Below are 17,356 nucleotides of genomic sequence, written 5' to 3' on the forward strand. Positions count from 1 at the left end.
TTAGGAGCGCTTCTGGCGAGATGAGCCAGTCGGGCGCTGCTGCCGGTACCCGGCAGTGGCCCGGCGGCGCCTGTCGCGGGCGGCGCGCAGCCTGCTCCCGGCGAGCTTGGCCGCATCGAGCAGCTGGCCGGAGCGCTTGGCCACTCCCCAACGGGTCACGAGGGACAGCTCCTCGGTGAAGATTCCCCCGGAGAGCTTGGACTGTCCGGCCTCCCGCTCTAAGAAGGTGATCGGCATCTCCACGATGCGACCGCCGATCTCGTCAACCAACTTGGTCATGTTGACCTGGAACCCGTAGCCGAGGGCCTCGACCTTCCCGAGGTCCATGCGACGCAGGATCGAGGCACGGAAGACCCGGAAGCCTGCGGTGGCGTCCTTGACGCGCAGACCCAGCATGGCGTTGATGTAGAGGTTCCCAACCTTGGACAAGGCCACGCGCTTGGCGTCCCAGCCCTCGGTGGCGCCGCCGGAGACCCATCGTGAGCCGATGACGAGGTCCGGCTCGTCGGCCATCTCGGCGCGCTGAATGAGCAGGGCCAGGTCCTCGGCGCGGTGGGAGCCGTCGGCATCCATCTCCACGATGAGCTCGTAGCCGGCGGCCAGTGCCCAGGAGAACCCGGCGAGGTAGGCCGGGCCCAGCCCGTTCTTCTCCGAACGGTGCAGGACATGGATGTGGGAGTCCTCGTGCGCGCGGGTGTCGGCGTAGTCCCCGGTACCGTCGGGGGAACCGTCGTCGACGACGAGAATGTCTGCCTCGGGAGCGTGCTCGCGGACCCGGTCCAGTGCCGTGGGCAGGGACTCGATCTCGTTGTAGGTGGGGATGACGACGAGTGCCTTCACTTCTGTCTCCAAGGTTGGGGGTGGTGTTGCGCCGAGGCTAGTGGCGGCGCCCTGAGGTTATCTGAGATCAGCGGCGACGCCTGCGATTCCCAGACGCAGCCACTGCTTTTCGTCCTGGGCGCAGCCGGCTCAGGATACCGGCTCCCACCAGTAGACCCGCACCGGCGAGGAGGATGAATCCGGGGGCGGCACCGAGCCGGTCGGCGACGGTGCGTGAGCTGCGCAGCGGGATATCGGCCACGAGGCTCGCCTGGGTGTAGGGCCGGGTGATCTGCTCGACCTCACCACGGGGGTTGATGATGGCGGTGTAGCCGACGGTGGAGGCCTGGATGACGCTGCGGCCGTGGACCACCGCCTGAACGCGCCCCTGGGCGAGCTGCTGGGCGGCCTCGCCGGAGTCGAGGAAGGAGGCGTTGTTCGTCGGGATGATGATCGCCTGCCCTCCCTGTGCGACACCGGCGCGCAGGGAGTCGTCGTAAGCGGCCTCGAAACAGATGCCCATGGCGAAGGTGACGTTCCGCCCCTGGGTGACGGCCGGAACCGTCAATGTGCTGGGGCCGGTACCGGGCAGCATGTCGATGCCGACCCGGTCCACCTGAGTGGTCAGGCGCCGCACCAGGGAACGGGAGGGAATGTACTCCGCGAAGGGCACGGGCCGGTGCTTGCGGTAGTAGGGATGAGCCGTCTTCCCGGAGACGTCTCCGGGATTCCAGATGAGGATGTCGTTGTAGCGGATGTCGCCGACAACAGGAACCGCGCCCACGAGCACCGGCGCCTGGACCGCCTGGGCGGCCTCATCGACAATGGTCGCCGATGCCGGGTAGTCGCGAGGGTCCAGGTCCGCGGAGTTCTCCGGCCAGATGACCATGTCGAGGCTGCCGGGGCCGACGTCGGCGGCCAGCTGCTTCGTCGCCGTGGTGTGGTTGCTGGTCACCTCCAGGGCCCGGTTGAAGGCGTCCTCGAAGTCTGTGGCCACATTGCCCTGCACGGCTCCGATACGGACGGTGCCGTTCTCAGCGCGCGTCTGCAGTGGCAGCGTCCTCGGCGCAATGAGCACAGCCGCAGCGAGCACTGCGCAGACGAGGACCGGCATGGCGCGGCGCTCATAGACGGATCGAGCCGCGTGAGCGATGCATGCGGCCGCCAGTGCCACCAGCAGCCCCACCCCGGCGCTGCCGACATAGGCCGCCGCCGGCAGGATGGGGGCATCCGCCATGGCGAAGGCCAGGCGCCCGAAGGGGAAGCCGCCCAGCGGCCACACCGAGCGCAGCTCCTCGACCCCGGACCACAGCACGGCGAAGAAGAGCACGCCGGCCGCGCCGGCAGGTACGTGCCGCGTGAGCCGCCTTCCCTGGGCAGTCCCCTGGAGCAGTGGCAGGCGGCTCACCAGGGACCAGGCCCCGCCGAGTCCGGCCAGGAAGAGGGACTCGAAGAGCGTCAGCGCGATCCAGCCGATCGGGTTGCCCATGCCCACCATCGTGAAGTGCAGCAGAGGAGTGAACAGGCCGAGGCCGTAGAGCAGTCCCAGACCGGTGCCCGCCCAGAAGCGGCGGCCGCTGATGAGGAGCATGAAGGCCCCGACCCCGATGAGGGCCGACCACCACAGGTTCATCGGGGGGAAGGCGGCGTAGGTGGCTACGCCCGCCAGCAGCGCCACCGCTGCGGGCACTGATCGGTGAAGCCAGAGGGGGGATCGAGAAAGCAGCCGAGTACGCAGCCTGGAGGGCAAGCGGGAGGGCACTGTCACGCGGTGAAGCATACGGGTAACTTGATTGTTAACCTTTGTGGCGGCGGGCCAGAGCGTGATGCACAGGCTGCCAGGCCAGGGCCAGCAGGGAGCCGATGCCGGCTCCGATGAGGCAGGACATAGCCGTTCCAGTGATCCAGGACAGGACCGGGTTGTGGGTGAGCTCCTCGGCCCACTCGATGGCGTGGTGCAGCGGGTGGAAACCGACCTTGGCGAGGTTGACTGCTAGGATATGGCCGCCCACCCACAGCATCGCCACGGTCCCGACGATCCCGATACCGCGGAAGAGCGCCGGCGCAGACGTCACAATCGCGCGGCCCAGCGAGCGGATGGTGCCGGTGCGGCCGTGGCCTGCCAGGTGCGCCCCGGCGTCGTCGAGCTTGATGAGGGCCGCCACCAGGCCGTAGACGGCGAAGGTGATGAGCAGGGCGATGAGGACCAGGACGATGATGCGCCGCATGGAGGACTCCCCCTCCACCTCGGCCAGGGCCAGCAGCATGATCTCGGTGGACAGGACGAAGTCCGTGGTCACGGCCTGACGGACGATCTGGGCCTCGTCGACCGGGCCGGTCTCCTCTTTGGCGTGAGCAGCGCCGCCGAAGCGCTCCAGGATCTTCTCCCCGCCCTCGAAGCACAGGTAGGTGCCGCCGATGACGAGCGCCACCGGCAGGAGCCACGGCGCCACGGCCGTCAGCAGCAGGCCGATCGGCAGAATGATGAGGAGCTTGTTGCGCAGCGAGCCCAGCGTGATCTTCTTGATGATCGGCAGCTCACGGTCCGGAGTGATGCCGGTGACGTACTGGGGCGTGGTGGCGACGTCGTCGACAGCAGCCGCCGAGACCTTCGCTGAGGCCTTGACGGCCATGGAGGCCGTGTCGTCAACGGTGGACAGCGTCAGCTTGGCGAGCGTGGCGATGTCGTCGAGGAGGGCGAAGAAGCCTGACATAAGGGCATGAGTCCTGTCGTCCGGAGTATCGGCTGGAACGAGAGTACTAGTCCCAGCGTCACACGGCGGACCAGCTCACCACTCCCCTATTGAGATCCAGAGAGGCCTCGGCGGCGCGCATCGACAGGTCGGTGACCGCCCTGGCCTGCTCAGGGGCGGCATCCGGTGGCGGTGAGAGACTCGCGATCTGGCCGACGACGTCGAGCAGCTGCTTGCACCAGCGCACGAAGTCCCCGGCCGTCAGCTCAGTGGCATCCAGGATGTCCGCCAGCTGCGCTCCGTCGCACCAGGCCTGGACGGCACCGGCCAGCGCAGGCTCTGCCCCCGAGGAGGCCTCGATGCGGGCAAGGGACTCCAGGTCGTGGATCCGGTGCGAGACCCCCAGCTGTGCGCGCAGGCACTGGCCGAGCCTGGATGCGGGCGCCACGGGCAGCCCGATCGCCTGGGCGCTCAGTCGCGGCTCGTAGACGCAGGCGCTCAACGCACCGGCCAGCTCTGCGGCGCTGAGATCCTCGAAGACTCCCGTGCGCAGGCACTCGGCGATGAGCAGATCCCGCTCGGCGTAGATCCTGGCCAGCACCTTGCCTACGCCGGTGACCCGCAGCTCACGCTCCGGGTGCCCCCGGTCCACAGGACGCAAATAACCCAGCTCGAGCAGGACCTCGCAGACGGCATCGAAGAGGCGCGCGATGGTGCCGGTGCGAGTCTCGATGCGCCGTTGGAGGCGCTCGGCCTCGGCCTGGGCCCTGGACCACTTGCGGCCCACCCGGGCGTGCTCCTCGCGGTCGGGGCACCCGTGGCAGGGGTGGGAGCGCATCTCGTGGCGCAGACGCTCGAGATTCTCGATCGCGCTGTCCCGGCGGGCCTGCGCGCGGCTGGAGCGGGTGCGTGTGCGCTTGCCGCCCTCCAGGTCCCCGGCACGTAGAGCGTCGACCAGGCGCTGAACGAGCCGGTCCCGGTCCCGGGGCCGGTGCGGGTCCACCGAGTCCGCCACTCGCAGGACGCCCACGCGCATGACGCCGTCCGGCGCCGTGTCAGGGGTCAGGGCGACGACCCGGGAGTCCTCCCCCAGCACCGTGACGGTCGGGTTCCCGGTCCGGTCGGCACCGACCTGAAGGACGATGCCGTGGCGGCGGCGTCGACCCTTGCGGAAGACGATGACGTCACCGCGTCCCAGTGAGCTCATGGTCCGCCCCGTCTCGCTGCGGCGCGAGGCGGACTTGTCCCGCGACAGGTCCGCCTCGGCGTCGGCAATGGCCTGGCGCAGGGAGGCGTACTCGCGGAAGTCGCCCAGACGGCACGTCATGTCCTTCTCCAGGCCCTCCAGGCTGCGGCGCTTGCGGCGAGCCTGAGCGGCCAGCTCCACGACGCCGCGGTCGGCCTGGAACTGGGCGAAGGACTGCTCGAGCACCTCACGCACCCGCGTCCGCGACATGCGCTCGAGCAGGTTGACGGCCATGTTGTAGGTCGGGCGGAAGGCGGAGACCAGCGGGTAGGTGCGCCGGGAGGCCAGTGAGGAGACCGTGGCCGGCTCGACGTCGTCGGCCGCCAGCACGACGGCGTGGCCCTCCACGTCGATGCCGCGGCGCCCGGCCCGCCCCATCAGCTGGGTGTACTCCCCCGGGCTGAGGGTGACGTGGGCCGAGCCGTTCCACTTGCGCAGCGACTCCAGGACGACGGTACGGGCAGGCATGTTGATGCCCAGCGCCAGGGTCTCGGTGGCGTAGACGACCTTGACCAGGCCCGCACTGAAGAGCTCCTCCACCGTCTCCTTGAACACCGGCAGCAGCCCCGCGTGGTGGGCCGCAACACCACGCTCCAGGGCGTGGGCCCAGAAGTGGAAGCCGAGGACTCCCAGGTCGCCGGCGGGGATGTCAGCGGTACGTCGCTCGATGACCTCCCGGATCCGTGCCGCCTCGGCCTCGGTGGTCAGGTCCACCCCGGCGCTGACCACCTGGTGGACGGCCTGCTCGCAGCCCGCCCGGGAGAAGACGAAGACGATCGCGGGCAGCAGGCGGGCCCCCTCCAGGGCCGTGACGACCTGCAGTCGCGAGGGCGGCTTCAACCTGGCCGTGCGGGCTCCCCCCTCGCCGCGGCGAGGCGCTCGTCCGCCTCGGGCGGAGCGCTTCCAGGGCTGCGGCCCTCGGGCCGAACCACCACCGCGGCCGCGGTAGCCGTTCTTTGATGCGCCACCGGAGGCGGCGGCACGCCGGGCCTGCTTGACGGCCTTGAGCAGCTCGGGGTTGAGCGGGGGCTGCCCCGTCTGCCCCGCCTGCCGCTCCAGCTCGGTCTGCTCGGACTGTTCAGCCGTATCCGCGGGGTGGTGGGAGTACAACGGCAGCAGCCGGCGACCGACCATCATGTGCTGAGTCAGCGGGACGGGGCGCTCCTCGGAGACGACGACGGCGGTCCTGCCGCGCACCTGGCCGAGCCAGTCGCCGAACTCCTCGGCGTTGGAGACCGTGGCGGACAGGGAGATCACCTGGACCTCGGCGGGCAGGTGGATGATGACCTCCTCCCACACCGGCCCGCGGAAGCGGTCGGCCAGGTAGTGGACCTCGTCCATGACCACGAAGCCCAGTCGGTCCAGGTCTCGCGAGCCCGAGTAGAGCATGTTGCGCAGCACCTCGGTGGTCATGACCACCACGTCCGCGTGAGGGTTGACGGAGGTGTCACCGGTCAGCAGCCCCACCCGCTCCTGACCGTGCCGGGCCACGAGATCCAGGTACTTCTGGTTGCTCAGCGCCTTGATGGGGGCGGTGTAGAAGGCCTTGAGTCCCCGGGCCAGGCCCAGGTGCACGGCGAACTCCCCCACCACCGTCTTGCCGGCGCCCGTCGGGGCGGCTACCAGGACGCCCTCTCCTCTCTCGACGGCGCCGCAGGCCTCCTCCTGGAAGGGGTCGAGGGGAAAGTCATAGCCCTGGGCGAATTGGGCGAGCTCACTGCTGGAGGCAGCCTGTCGACGTCGAGATGCGGCATAGCGCTCTGCTGGTGAGCTCATGGCAACACCCTACGGGCCGGATCAGCCCTGAGCCGGTAGGAGCAGCCGGACGGCGTCAGGGACGGCTTCAAGGCGCAGGGGCAGCTCGGCCAGCGGCTCGCCATCGGCGAAGGGGTGAGGTGGTGGGCGCAGGCCCCGGTCACGGCCGGTTCGCTCAGCGAGCGCCTCAATGGTGACGGTGCGGCTGCGCTCCACGTGGACGGCCGGGTCAGTCAGGTGTGTGCCGCGGAAGAGCCGGCGGAAGAGGGTGAGCAGGTGGGTGCGGCCCACGGGATCCAGGCGCAGCACCTCCAGCAGACCATCGGTGGGGTCGGCCTGGGGCGCCAGGTCCATGCCGCCGCCAATGTAACGGGTGTTGGCCGCCGCCAGCAGGAGCGCTGGCCCCTCCCAGGTGCCTTCATCGGTGGTGACCCGGTAGCCGTAGGGTGCCAGCGTCGCGAGCTCGGCGGTGAAGGCGCGTACGTAGCGTCCCTCACGGGCGGGCCAGGAAAGGGTGTTGGCGCGGGCGTTGACGGCGGCGTCCACCCCGGCGCTGACCACGGCCAGGGACCAGCGACGCTGCGGGGCGAGCAGGGTGCCGTCGGGGCGTGAGGCGTAGATCGCGTCCACCGCCGTGATTGCTCCCTCACCGGACAGCGCCTGGTTGATGAGGCGGGCGGAGGCCTCCGCATCCCGGCTGGGCAGATTGAAGTGCCTGGCGATGTCATTGCCGGTGCCGGTGGCTACGATGCCCAGAGGCACGCCCGTCGTGGCGACGATGTCTACCCCCAGGTGAACCATGCCGTCCCCGCCGACGACGACCAGTGCCTCAATGTTCCGGTGCGGCCCGTCGCCCAGGAGGGTCCGTCCTGCGCGACGCGTCTGCTCGTAGGAGCTGCCACGGACATGAAGGACCTCATGGCCGGCCTCGGTGAGAGCCCGGAGGGCAATATCGTCGGCGGCCGCGTGACGGCCTCTACCCGAGGTGGGGTTGGACAGCAGAGCGATACGCATAGAAGGAAGAGCAAAGACAAGCCAGGCGAATATGAGCAGCTGCGCCTGGCTACTCGGCCAGGGCGGCCTCGAGCTCGGCGTCGAGCTGGGCGCGCTTTCTCTCCACCCGTTTGTCATGCCTGATGGAGATGAAGCAGGCCAGGAAGTACAGGCCGGCAATGGGAACGGACATGAAGATCATGGACCAGGGATCCGGCATCGGGTTGACAATGGCCATGAAGGTGACGATACCCACAATGGCCCAGCGCCAGCCCTTGAGCATGGTCTTTCCCTGCATGAGCCCGAGCATATTGAGGGCGACGAGGACCTCGGGCAGGAGGAAGGCGATGCCGAAGGCGAGGACCATCCTCATGATGAAGGACAGGTAGAGATTCGCCCCGATCACTCCGGCGGTGGGGCCGTTAGGGATGAAGCTGGTGAGGATGGCCACCGCGTGCGGCATCACCCAGATCCCCAGAGCCGCACCGGCCAGGAAGAGGAACAGACCGGCCGTGCCATAGGCCCAGGTGTAGGCCTTCTCCTTGCGGGTCATGCCCGGTCCGACGAAGGCCCAGAACTCGTATATCCACAGCGGGGAGGAGAACAGAATACCGAGCCAGATCGACACCTCGAGCTTCATGTCGAAGGAGGCCAGAATCGTGTCGAAGTTCAAGGTGAGATGCGCGCCCTTGGCATTGGCCTGCTCGATGGGCCGGGTGATGAGAGCGAAGGCTCGCTCGTAGACCAGGTAACCGACGACCGTCATCACCATGACGCCCGCGGCGGAGACGAAGAGACGTTGGCGCAGCTCGCGCAGGTGGTCCCCGATGGACATGCGCGCCTCGGGGTTGTCCTTGCGCCTCGATCGCTTGATCTGAGGGAGCTTGGGCACCGCGGCCTCCTTCTTCTGCAGGTCACCGGCTCTCGCCGGATAACATCACTTCTGGGATGAGCCCTCGGTGCTCTGAGCGGTCTGGCCGGACTGGGTGGGCTCGGTGTAGTAAGTGCCCTCCTGCGGCTGCTGAATCTGAGCCTGGGAGTCCTTGGAGTCGTCGTCGCGCAGCTCCTTGACCTCCTTCTTGAAGACCTTCATGGACTGACCCACGCTGCGGGCGATGTCAGGCAGCTTCCTGTAGCCGAACAGCAGGATGACGACGATGAGCAGGAAGATGATGTGCGACGGCTTAAAGAGGTTCACGGCGCTGCTCCTTGTGGTAGGGGCTATCGATACGGGCTGAGTGTAGCCTCCCGGGCGGACGCCTCAGAACGAGGGTCCTCATGGTTCTCCCCAAGGCGGACGGGGCAGGGTTCAGCAGTGATATGCGGCCAGAGCCTGTGTGGCTGCTGTTGCGGCCTCCTGGGCAAGATCCGGGGGCTCCACCGCAATGAGATGACGCCCCGCGGAGAGGACCAGGCCGATGAGCCAGGCGCGGTCGCGTCCCTCGACGACGACCCTGAGGTGGCCGTCCGCGGTCTCCTCCTGGGAGAGGCACGGGACCTGCTCGGCGAGCCAGCGGCCCGTCGGCTGCAGAACCAGCGTGGCGCGAGGCCTGGTCCCCGCGCAGTGGTCGGCCTTGGGCTGGTTCCTTCTGCGTGAGGCGCGGTGCCGCACAGAAGGGGTATCGAGCAGCGTGACTGACGTGATCCGGTCCAGGCGGAAGCTGCGCTCGGCCTTGGCGCTGAGGCACCAGCCCACCAGCGTCATATGTGATCCATCACTTTCCAGCGTGATGGGATCGACGTCTCGCTCCGAGGGGGTGTCGGTGGCGGAGACATAGACCAGGTGGAGGCGGCGCCTGTCGCGCAGAGCGGAGCGCACGGCGGCCAGGATCCGGGACGTATGGCTGGAACTTCCGGTGTGCGCGGGGTCCGGGGCGATGGGGGTGACGGTTCCAGGATCGACGTGCGCGTTGGTGCCATCGGCGGAGGCGCCTGAGCTGAGCAGGGCGGTCACCGCCTGCTGGGTGGAGGCGATCACGGGTGCGGAGGCTTCGTCGTCGGCCAGGAGGTCGGCGAGCACCCTGAGTGCCATGAGCAGAGAGATCGCCTCCTGCCGGGTGAGGCGGACCGGGCGGTCCAGCCCCAGGGGTTCGGCCAGGCGCAGGCGCCCGGCCTCGAAGTCCGCGGCGTCGAAGTCCACGAGGTCCCCGTGCATGCCACCGGGCAAACCGGAGACCCACAGTGTGTTGACGTCGCGCTCAATGACGGCGGGGGTGACGCCGAAGTGCTTGGCGGCCTCCGTGAGAGTCACGCCGGGGTGCTCCGCGACCCAGGCGGGCAGGGCGAGCAGCCGCGTGAGCTGGTCGGAGGCGGATGCGCGCGCCATGGTCACTCCCCCTCCGGTGCCGTGAGCCGGGCGGCGCCTCGCAGGTGGGACAGGACCGCCTGGCGCAAGGAGTCGGGGGCGAGGACGACGACGGCGTCGCCAAGAGCGGCGACGGTTCCGGCGAAGGAGAAGGGATCCTCGTACTCGACGGCGATGAGATCACGGCCCTCCAGGTGCGCAGGCAGGTCGGCCGGAGGGGGCTGATCCGGATCGAGGTGGGCTCCGGCCAGACGCAGTCCCAGAGCCCGCCCCGGAAGGGCGGCGAGCAGCGCGCGCCGGCGGCTGGGGACCTGGGCGGGAAGCCGGGTGAAGGCTTTCGGGCTCCCGTGGACGGTGACTGACCCGGTGATGCGGGCCAGGCGGAAGGTCAGCAACCTGGCGGGGGCTCCTGCCGGACCCTCCGGTTCCCTGCTGTCGTCTGGGCTGTGGGTGCCTGTGGGCTCGACGGCGTCGAGGTACCAGGCGCCCTCGGCCAGGCGCAGGTGGTGCGGCTCGACAGTGCGGGCCCGGGTGCTGCCCGAGCGGGCGGAGACGTAGTCGAAGGTGACCAGGCGGCGCTCGTCGACCGCGGTGATGAGCTCCTCGGGGATCTCGTCGCCGGACAGGTCCGCGGTGAGGGCCGGCAGGCTGGCGGAGCTGCCCCCGGTCGGTTCCTCACTGACGGCGCGCAGCTTGGTCAGGGCCCGCCGGGCCGTGGCGGGAAGGTCGCCGTCGCGCCAGGCGGAGGCGGCCAGGCTCAGGCAGGCGGCCTGCTCGGCGCTCAGGTGCAGCGGGGGCAGGGTGTAGTTCTCCTCAATGATCCGGTAGCGGGGCTCCTCGGGGCGTCCGGTGGCGGTCACCTCGATGCCGAGCTCGCGCAGCGTGTCCTTGTCCCGCTCGAACTTGCGGCGCGCCGAGACCGGGTTGGTGGAGGGGCCCGCCGAGCCGTATCCCGGCACGCTGGCCACGAGCTCCTCGGCACTGAGACCGGTGGTGGTGTTGCGCAAGGTGAGCAGGAGGCTCACCAGGCGCTCCTCGGTGCTACGGGTCGGCTGGCTCACGGTGCCCCAGCCTAGGAGAGTCCGGTGGCCTGCGGCTGGTGACGCGCGCGCCCAGATAGTCTGCCGCCATGATGTGGCGCGACGGCGTAGTGACCGGGACCAGGGCGGCATGGGGAGCCGCGGGGCGATCCTGCGCCGAGCTGGACGTGGAGATCGTCGGGGCTCCGAGCGGTGCGGGCGGCCTGCTGCCCGGCCAGCGGGTCCGTGCGGTCGCCTACGAGGCCCTCACCGGGCTGCCCGACGCCGGGGAGCGGGTGAGGCTGGAGGTCTCGGCCCTCGACCGCGCCCTGGGCACGGGTGGGCACGCCATGGTCAGCGCTCGCCTGGACGTCCTGCCCACCGACCCGCCGCGTGAGGGGCACCTCGTCAAGGCCCGCTACATGCCGGACCAGGTCATGGTCACCGGTGTCGACGAGCAGGCCACTGCCCACCACGGCCTGCTGTCCCAGCCGATCGGCAGCCTCGACCTGGAGGGGATGCCGGTGGTGGTGGCCGACCTGCACTCGAGCCTGCCGGCGGTGCTCGCCGGGCTGCGCTCCCCCAGCGGTGAGGAGCAACCGCGCGTCGTCTACATCATGACCGACGGCGGGGCACTGCCCCTGGTCTACTCACGAGTCGTCGCCTCCCTGAGCCAGGCTGGGTGGCTGGTCGGAACCATCACGGCCGGTCAGGCCTGGGGCGGTGACATTGAGGCGGTCAGCGTCCACAACGCGCTCCTGGCAGCCCGACACGTCCTGCACGCCGACGCCGCCGTCGTCATCCAGGGGCCCGGGAACCTGGGCACCGAGACGCCCTGGGGCTTCTCCGGGGTGGCCTGCGGGGACGCGATCAACGCCATCGCCACGCTGGGTGGACACCCGGTGGCCTGCCTACGTGTCTCCCAGGCCGATGCCCGCGCCCGCCACCGGGGCGTGTCCCACCACTCGATGACGGCGTACGGGCGGGTAGCGCTGGCGGGGGCCGACGTCGTCGTCCCCGACCTGGAGGGGCCGCTGGGGGTGCAGGTGCGTCAGGAGGCCGAGACCCTGTGCGCACCCCGGCCGGGCGCCGAGCAGCACCGACTCGTCGAGGTCCCCGCTGACGGGCTCCTGGAGCTGCTGCGGGAGGCGGAGGCGGAGACCGGGGTGAGGCTGTCCACCATGCGACGAGGTTTGGATGAGGACGCGGCCGCTTTCATCGCCGCAGCGGCGGCCGGTCGCCACACGCGCCGGATCCTGGACACGGAGACGGAACATGGCTGATCGAGACGGCCAACCGGGCGCGACGGCCCGCAGCGCGGTTCTGCCGACGACAGGGAGTCTGTCAGCGGCCTACGACTGGCAGGCCCGTCATCGCATGGTGCCGGGGCGAAGAGGCCGCTGGGCACGCTACTCGATCCCGGTCGTGGATCTCGCCCTGGGGATCGTCTTCCTCGCCTTCGCACTGGAGTCGGTCACCTTCATCGTGCGCTTCGGCGGCTATGCCATCTATGTTGCGGACTTCGCCCTGTGTCTGGCGTTGGCGCTGGCGCAGTTCAGCAGGCTGCGTTTTCTACGTGCCTCCTTCATCGCGACCTACGCCCTGCTGGCGGCCTACGCGATCCTCGTGGTCCTCTCCCCCGTCAACCTCGGCCTCAACCCGATCATCGCCACGGCCATCACCAGTCTCTACACCGTCACCCGCTGGGAGCCCGACCGGCGCTGGGGCACGGCGGCACTCCTGCTGGCTCTGGCCGGCGCCCTGGTCAACCCCGTTACCCTCGCCTCCTACACCCCGCCCTACGAATCAGACGCCGACCCGACGACAGGCTCCGGCTGGGACGGAACCATCCTCCTGGTCAGAGCACTCTCCAGCCTGGTCTTCGTCGGTGCCGTGGTACTCACCTACCTGCTGGCCTCCTCCCGGCGCCGGATCGCCGAGAGTCAGGCCCTCGACGTCGGCATCGCCGCGGCCCAGGCGGTTGCGGCCGAGCGCCTCAGCCTGGCCCGAGAGCTCCACGACCTCGTGGGCCACAGCCTCACCACGATCAAGGTGCAGGCCGCCACCGGCCTGGCCCTGGGCGGCGAGGAACGGCTGCGCAGCACCCTGACCACGGTGCGTGACACGGCCGATGTCTCCCTGACCTCCGTGCGCCAGCTCGTCTCCGTGCTGCGCTCCGACGCCGGCGAGATCACTCCCTTGGCGGACCTACGGACCATCCCGGCCCTCATCGAGACCACTCGCAGCTCGGGGAGCCGGATCAGCGCCGTGCTTCCCGAACCGGAGGTCCTGGAGCGGTGCAACTCGGCGTGGTCGGCGATACAACGCCTCACCCTCGTGCGTCTGGTAGGAGAGACCCTCACCAATGCCGTCAGGCACGGAACCGGCCAGATCGAGCTGAGCCTGACACTGTCGCAGGACTCCTGCCACCTTCACGTCGCCAACCCGGTGCCGGACGTCGCAGAGCACTCCCCCTTCGGTGGTAGCGGGCTCGTCGGCCTCGAGGAGCGACTCAGGCTCGTGGGCGGAACCATGGCTCACGGCGTCCACAACGACAAGGACCACAGCATCTTCACCATCGACGTCGACTTCCCTGTGGCGCCGCTCGAGCTGCCCGCGAACGCCACGATGGCCGGCGAGACAGAATCAGGAGACTGCAGATGACGACCAGGACGACCGGTGCGATCAGGGTGGCTGTTGTCGACGATCAGCCGCTGCTGGTCAGCGCCTTCAGCGCTCTCGTGGCTGCACAGCCCGATATGGAGGTGGTCCTGGAGGCCGTCAACGGGCGTCAGGTCATCGAGGGCTTGACCGCTCTGGCCACCGGTCCCCACGGAGGGGCCGATCTGGTGCTCATGGATCTGCGGATGCCGGTCCTGGACGGGGTCAGTGCTATTCGTGAGCTGCGTGCCACGCCGGCCACTGCCTCCTTGCGGGTCCTGGTTCTGACCACTTTTGATGATGAGGATCTTGTCCTGGCGGCGCTGGGCGCCGGCGCCCACGGATTCCTCCTCAAGGACGCCGAGCCGACGACGCTGCTGGAGGCGATCCGCGTCGTTGCCGGCGGAGGGTCCTGGCTGGATCCGGCTGTCACCGGTACCGTTCTGGCGCACCTTGATGCAGGTGGCGGACCCGGTGCCCCGCAGTCGTCGGCCTCACCGTCGGCACCGGCCGATGGGGCCGTGCCCGTTGTGGGGGCGCCGTCGGGGCCTTATGAGGCGCTCACCGGTCGGGAGGACGCCGTACTCGCGTTGGTGTGCCAGGGGCTGAGTAACGCCCGGATCGGTGAGCGGCTCCATGTCGCTGAGTCGACGGTCAAGTCCCATGTCAAGATGATCCTGGGCAAGACGGGCTGCCGCAACCGGGTCGAGCTCGTCATCTACGCGCTGACCACTGGGCTCGTCCAGCCGCGGTAGCTCTCCTCCCCAGGGAGGAGACGGGGTTGTGGGAGCGGGTACGGACTGTATCCCTGGTGGGGATTCGTTGAGGTACCGGTGCGCACGAGTATGGGGCCATGACAGCCACCGCAACAGCATCACCTCCCTCCTCCCCCGCCCACGGCGCCGGTCACACCCCCGGGCTGAGACTGACGGGGGTATCGAAGTCCTTCGGCCGCCAGCAGGTGCTCTCCGGCCTCGACCTGTCGGCCTATCCCGGTCGCGTGTACGGGCTGCTCGGTCTCAACGGGGCGGGCAAGTCGACCGCCTTCAATATCGCCCTGGGGCTGCTCACACCCGACGCCGGTCGTGTGGAGATCCAGGGGGCTCCGTTCTCCCGTCACAGCCTGGCCCGGGTGGGGGCCTCCATTAACGGTCCCGCCCTTTTCCCCCAGCTGTCTGCGCGGCGCAACCTGCTCGTCCACTGCCGTCTGACCGGTACCTCACCGGCGACGATCGACCCGCTCCTGGAGCGCGTAGGGCTGGCCGGAGTCGGTAGGAAGCGCGCCGGCTCCTTCTCCACGGGTATGAAGGTGCGCCTGTCGCTGGCCATGGCGCTTCTGACCGACCCGGAGGTCCTCATCCTCGACGAGCCCCAGAACGGGCTGGATCCTCAGGGCATCATCGAGCTGCGCGATCTTGTGCGGAACCTGGCCGACGAGGGCCGCACCGTCGTCGTCTCCAGCCACCAGCTCGGCGAGATCGCCCGCATGAGTGACGACATCGGGGCCCTGGCAACCGGACGACTCGTCTACGAGGGGCCGCTGGCCGACTTCGCTGACGCCGACGATGAGCGGGCCATGGAGGCGGCATTTCTTGCGGCGGTCACCGGAAGCGGACGCCCCGCCGGGACGGAGGTGCGCGCATGAGCACCGTTGTGCGGCCGCAGACCCGGGTGAAGGCGCAGGGGAAGGCAGAGGTGAGAGTAGGCCTGTGGGACCTGGTGCGCGCCGAGCTCACCCGCAGTCGGCGCACCTTCACCTGGGGTGTCATCGGGGCGACTCTCATCTTCACCGTTCACACCATCATCCTGGCGAATGCCTCAATCTCCTCAGGAGTGGTTACGGAGCTCCAGTGGAACGGCAATGCTCTGGCATGGATGCACATGTATGCCGGGGGCTTCGCGGTGCCTCTGGGGCTGTTGACCGGGGCGATGGCTCAGTGGCGTGAGCAGCGGTGGCGTCAGGGTGGGACGGCGTGGCGTGCCGTCGCGCCGCGCCGGGTGGCGGGTGCCCGCCTCGTGGTCCTGAGCCTGTCCGCGCTGGTCTGCCAGGTGGCGCTGGTCGCCCCGGTGGTGGGGCACGCCCTGATCGTCGGCAACGGCTGGGGTCCTTGGGACCGGTACTTGCTGTTCGCTACCTACATGTGGATCGTCGTCACCGGCGCCTGCGCTTGGGGCATGGCAGCCTTCCACGTGCTGCGAGTTGTTTCCGTAGGGGTCGTCCCTATCCTCGGCTTCGTCTGGTCCGTGGCGGGCGTGGTCCAGTCCGAACGGAGCGACTGGTGGATGTTCCCGTGGGCTTGGACGGCGAGGGTCCCGTTGCCCCTGCTGGGCGTGCACGGCAACTCTGTCCTGCTTGAGGAGGGCTCGCCGGTATGGGGCTACCCGATCCTGCCCGGGTTCCTGCTGACGACCGGCCTGACCCTGATCGGCGTCGGACTGGCCTTTCTCTGCGGCGCTCCCGGTGGCGCCGGGTCCTCGACTTTGTCGGTTTCCTGGCTCAGCCGGCTACTTCCCGGCAGGGACCTCGATGACGGCGTGCTACCGGGGGCCGGCTCGGATCAGGCCTTGGCGCAGGCTCCGCTGTTGCCGCCCCGCGGTACCCCGGCGTTCCGCGCCACGCCCGCCACCCGTATGGCCCGTATTCCTGGGACGCGCAGTACCGTGCTGGCAATGGCCGGCGTGCTGCCCTGGATCGTGTGGGTAGTCCTGGCGGCCCTGCTGCTTGCCTGCCTGGGGGCTATCCGCGTCGCTTACCCGCCAGACTATGGTCAGATCCTCCTCGAGCTCGTTGGTGTGCCTGTCGCCGCGGCCATCACCGGCATCACGGTGTGGGGGCGTCTCCAGCCGGCCTGGCGCACCCTCATCACTCGTCGGGGGGCATGCGGGATTCTGGTTTCGACGACGGTTCTCAGCGCTCTCTTCCTCATCCCGGTCCTGGTCGTCTCCTGGATCGTGACGGTCCTGGGCGACACTCTGACCCGCACCGACCCGAACCTGCCGGCAGTGACCGGCCCGGTCTACGGGCTCATGGTGATGCCGGCCGTGGCATTCATGATCGCGGCTGTCAGCCTGGCGGTGGCTCTGAGTACCCGGATCGTCGTGGCGATCGTCCTCAACATCATCCTGGTCGTCATAGGGCTGCTCATCGGCGGTAACGACGTCATGGCGGCCACCTGGTTGTGGCGGCTGGCGCCCTGGGGCTGGATGAGCGTCGCTCACCAATTCCCGGGACGCTGGCTGATGATCGTCGGCCTCAGCTTGCTCATCGGGTCAGTGGCGATGGGGACAGCGGTCGTAGGAGCCAGGCGCGCCGCCATTCGGAACTGAGTGGGGTTGCTGATTGGGATGCATGGATGGTGGGGAGGAACGTGTCGGCTGCGAAGATGGGGCTTGCCCCTGAGCGCGGGGATATGCCGTAGGGGATCATGCGTCAGTGTCATGATGATTACTCACATCGCGTGAGCTGAGGTGCTCGGATGTGAAGTGCGGTGGACGGCCGGGATCCAGCTGACCTCCGAGAGGTGTCCGGGGCAGTGCGCGCCACCGCCCACTCAATTTCCCAAGCCCCTGCCGTCCATGTCATAGCTGGTGCGTTCGTAGGTTAGCCCGCGTGTTCGGGGGTTAGGGGTACGAACCGGCGGTCTACCCTACGAACGCGTGTACCAGGGGTGGGGCGGGCTGAGTGGGGCTCGGCGGTCGACTGTGGGGTCTGGGTGTCACGTTTGGCGACTTTTAGGGCGTCCATTGGCTGGTGTGCCCGTGCCTGTATGGCTCTGGCCTGCGTATTCGTGGCCGGGTGTGATGGTCGTCGGCCAGGTGTGCGTCTAAATAGTCGCCCACAGTGACACCGCGCTCGCAGAGCGGG

General features: G+C 69.1%; 14 protein-coding genes. 5 read left to right on the forward strand and 9 right to left on the reverse strand.

Annotated elements, in window-relative coordinates:
* The 9 genes from RIV14_RS03955 to RIV14_RS03995 form a co-directional block, all read right to left on the reverse strand.
* Window positions 1–840 carry a polyprenol monophosphomannose synthase gene (locus tag RIV14_RS03955; protein ID WP_075372546.1) on the reverse strand — a complete coding sequence of 280 codons (840 nt, stop codon included), beginning with the start codon at window positions 838–840 and terminating at the stop codon, window positions 1–3.
* A gap of 67 nt (window positions 841–907) precedes the next feature.
* On the reverse strand, window positions 908–2,545 hold the full coding sequence (lnt, locus tag RIV14_RS03960; protein ID WP_081379585.1) for an apolipoprotein N-acyltransferase: 1,638 nt from the start codon (window positions 2,543–2,545) through the stop codon (window positions 908–910).
* A gap of 70 nt (window positions 2,546–2,615) precedes the next feature.
* Window positions 2,616–3,533, reverse strand: a complete 918-nt coding sequence (locus RIV14_RS03965; RefSeq protein ID WP_075372545.1) for a DUF808 domain-containing protein — start codon at window positions 3,531–3,533, stop codon at window positions 2,616–2,618.
* A 58-nt stretch (window positions 3,534–3,591) separates the two neighbouring features.
* Complete coding sequence (locus tag RIV14_RS03970) at window positions 3,592–6,534, reverse strand: DEAD/DEAH box helicase (RefSeq protein WP_309324890.1); 2,943 nt, start codon at window positions 6,532–6,534, stop codon at window positions 3,592–3,594.
* Window positions 6,535–6,555: 21 nt separating this feature from the next.
* The gene (locus RIV14_RS03975; RefSeq protein WP_075372543.1) at window positions 6,556–7,527 is read right to left on the reverse strand and encodes a diacylglycerol/lipid kinase family protein; all 972 of its coding nucleotides are present in this window, start codon (window positions 7,525–7,527) and stop codon (window positions 6,556–6,558) included.
* A gap of 49 nt (window positions 7,528–7,576) precedes the next feature.
* Complete coding sequence (gene tatC, locus RIV14_RS03980) at window positions 7,577–8,398, reverse strand: twin-arginine translocase subunit TatC (RefSeq protein WP_075372542.1); 822 nt, start codon at window positions 8,396–8,398, stop codon at window positions 7,577–7,579.
* Window positions 8,399–8,443: 45 nt separating this feature from the next.
* On the reverse strand, window positions 8,444–8,704 hold the full coding sequence (tatA, locus tag RIV14_RS03985; protein ID WP_070658983.1) for a Sec-independent protein translocase subunit TatA: 261 nt from the start codon (window positions 8,702–8,704) through the stop codon (window positions 8,444–8,446).
* Between the two features lie 111 nt (window positions 8,705–8,815).
* Window positions 8,816–9,832, reverse strand: a complete 1,017-nt coding sequence (locus tag RIV14_RS03990) for a helix-turn-helix transcriptional regulator (protein ID WP_075372619.1) — start codon at window positions 9,830–9,832, stop codon at window positions 8,816–8,818.
* Between the two features lie 2 nt (window positions 9,833–9,834).
* A complete protein-coding gene (locus tag RIV14_RS03995; RefSeq protein WP_256699295.1) occupies window positions 9,835–10,872 on the reverse strand; it encodes a helix-turn-helix transcriptional regulator in 1,038 nt (345 codons plus the stop codon).
* A 68-nt stretch (window positions 10,873–10,940) separates the two neighbouring features.
* On the opposite strand from RIV14_RS03995, the gene RIV14_RS04000 reads away from it, so the two are divergent.
* The 5 genes from RIV14_RS04000 (at window position 10,941) to RIV14_RS04020 (ending at window position 16,818) form a co-directional block, all read left to right on the forward strand.
* Window positions 10,941–12,113: a DUF3866 family protein gene (locus tag RIV14_RS04000; RefSeq protein WP_075372541.1), complete on the forward strand. Its 1,173-nt coding sequence runs from the start codon at window positions 10,941–10,943 to the stop codon at window positions 12,111–12,113.
* Entirely contained in the window at window positions 12,106–13,494 is a 1,389-nt protein-coding gene (locus tag RIV14_RS04005) for a sensor histidine kinase (RefSeq protein ID WP_075372540.1), read from the forward strand. The genes RIV14_RS04000 and RIV14_RS04005 overlap by 8 nt, the downstream gene beginning before the upstream one ends.
* Window positions 13,491–14,246: a response regulator gene (locus tag RIV14_RS04010; protein ID WP_075372539.1), complete on the forward strand. Its 756-nt coding sequence runs from the start codon at window positions 13,491–13,493 to the stop codon at window positions 14,244–14,246. Before RIV14_RS04005 ends, RIV14_RS04010 begins: the two co-directional genes overlap by 4 nt.
* A 98-nt stretch (window positions 14,247–14,344) precedes the next feature.
* Window positions 14,345–15,136: an ABC transporter ATP-binding protein gene (locus RIV14_RS04015; RefSeq protein WP_075372538.1), complete on the forward strand. Its 792-nt coding sequence runs from the start codon at window positions 14,345–14,347 to the stop codon at window positions 15,134–15,136.
* Window positions 15,133–16,818, forward strand: a complete 1,686-nt coding sequence (locus tag RIV14_RS04020; protein WP_081381848.1) for an ABC-2 family transporter permease — start codon at window positions 15,133–15,135, stop codon at window positions 16,816–16,818. The genes RIV14_RS04015 and RIV14_RS04020 overlap by 4 nt, the downstream gene beginning before the upstream one ends.
* Window positions 16,819–17,356: the final 538 nt, after the last annotated feature.

This window comes from Actinomyces acetigenes, assembly GCF_031296635.1.
Lineage (GTDB): Bacteria > Actinomycetota > Actinomycetes > Actinomycetales > Actinomycetaceae > Actinomyces > Actinomyces acetigenes.

What these genes read in the sequence shown, in the direction of transcription:
- RIV14_RS03965 (WP_075372545.1), bottom strand. Translation starts at nt 3,533, where the DNA reads ATGTCAGGCTTCTTCGCCCTCCTCGACGACATCGCCACGCTCGCCAAG.
- RIV14_RS03970 (WP_309324890.1), bottom strand. Translation starts at nt 6,534, where the DNA reads ATGAGCTCACCAGCAGAGCGCTATGCCGCATCTCGACGTCGACAGGCT.
- RIV14_RS03975 (WP_075372543.1), bottom strand. Translation starts at nt 7,527, where the DNA reads ATGCGTATCGCTCTGCTGTCCAACCCCACCTCGGGTAGAGGCCGTCAC.
- RIV14_RS03990 (WP_075372619.1), bottom strand. Translation starts at nt 9,832, where the DNA reads ATGGCGCGCGCATCCGCCTCCGACCAGCTCACGCGGCTGCTCGCCCTG.
- RIV14_RS04000 (WP_075372541.1), top strand. Translation starts at nt 10,941, where the DNA reads ATGATGTGGCGCGACGGCGTAGTGACCGGGACCAGGGCGGCATGGGGA.
- RIV14_RS04005 (WP_075372540.1), top strand. Translation starts at nt 12,106, where the DNA reads ATGGCTGATCGAGACGGCCAACCGGGCGCGACGGCCCGCAGCGCGGTT.
- RIV14_RS04010 (WP_075372539.1), top strand. Translation starts at nt 13,491, where the DNA reads ATGACGACCAGGACGACCGGTGCGATCAGGGTGGCTGTTGTCGACGAT.
- RIV14_RS04015 (WP_075372538.1), top strand. Translation starts at nt 14,345, where the DNA reads ATGACAGCCACCGCAACAGCATCACCTCCCTCCTCCCCCGCCCACGGC.
- RIV14_RS04020 (WP_081381848.1), top strand. Translation starts at nt 15,133, where the DNA reads ATGAGCACCGTTGTGCGGCCGCAGACCCGGGTGAAGGCGCAGGGGAAG.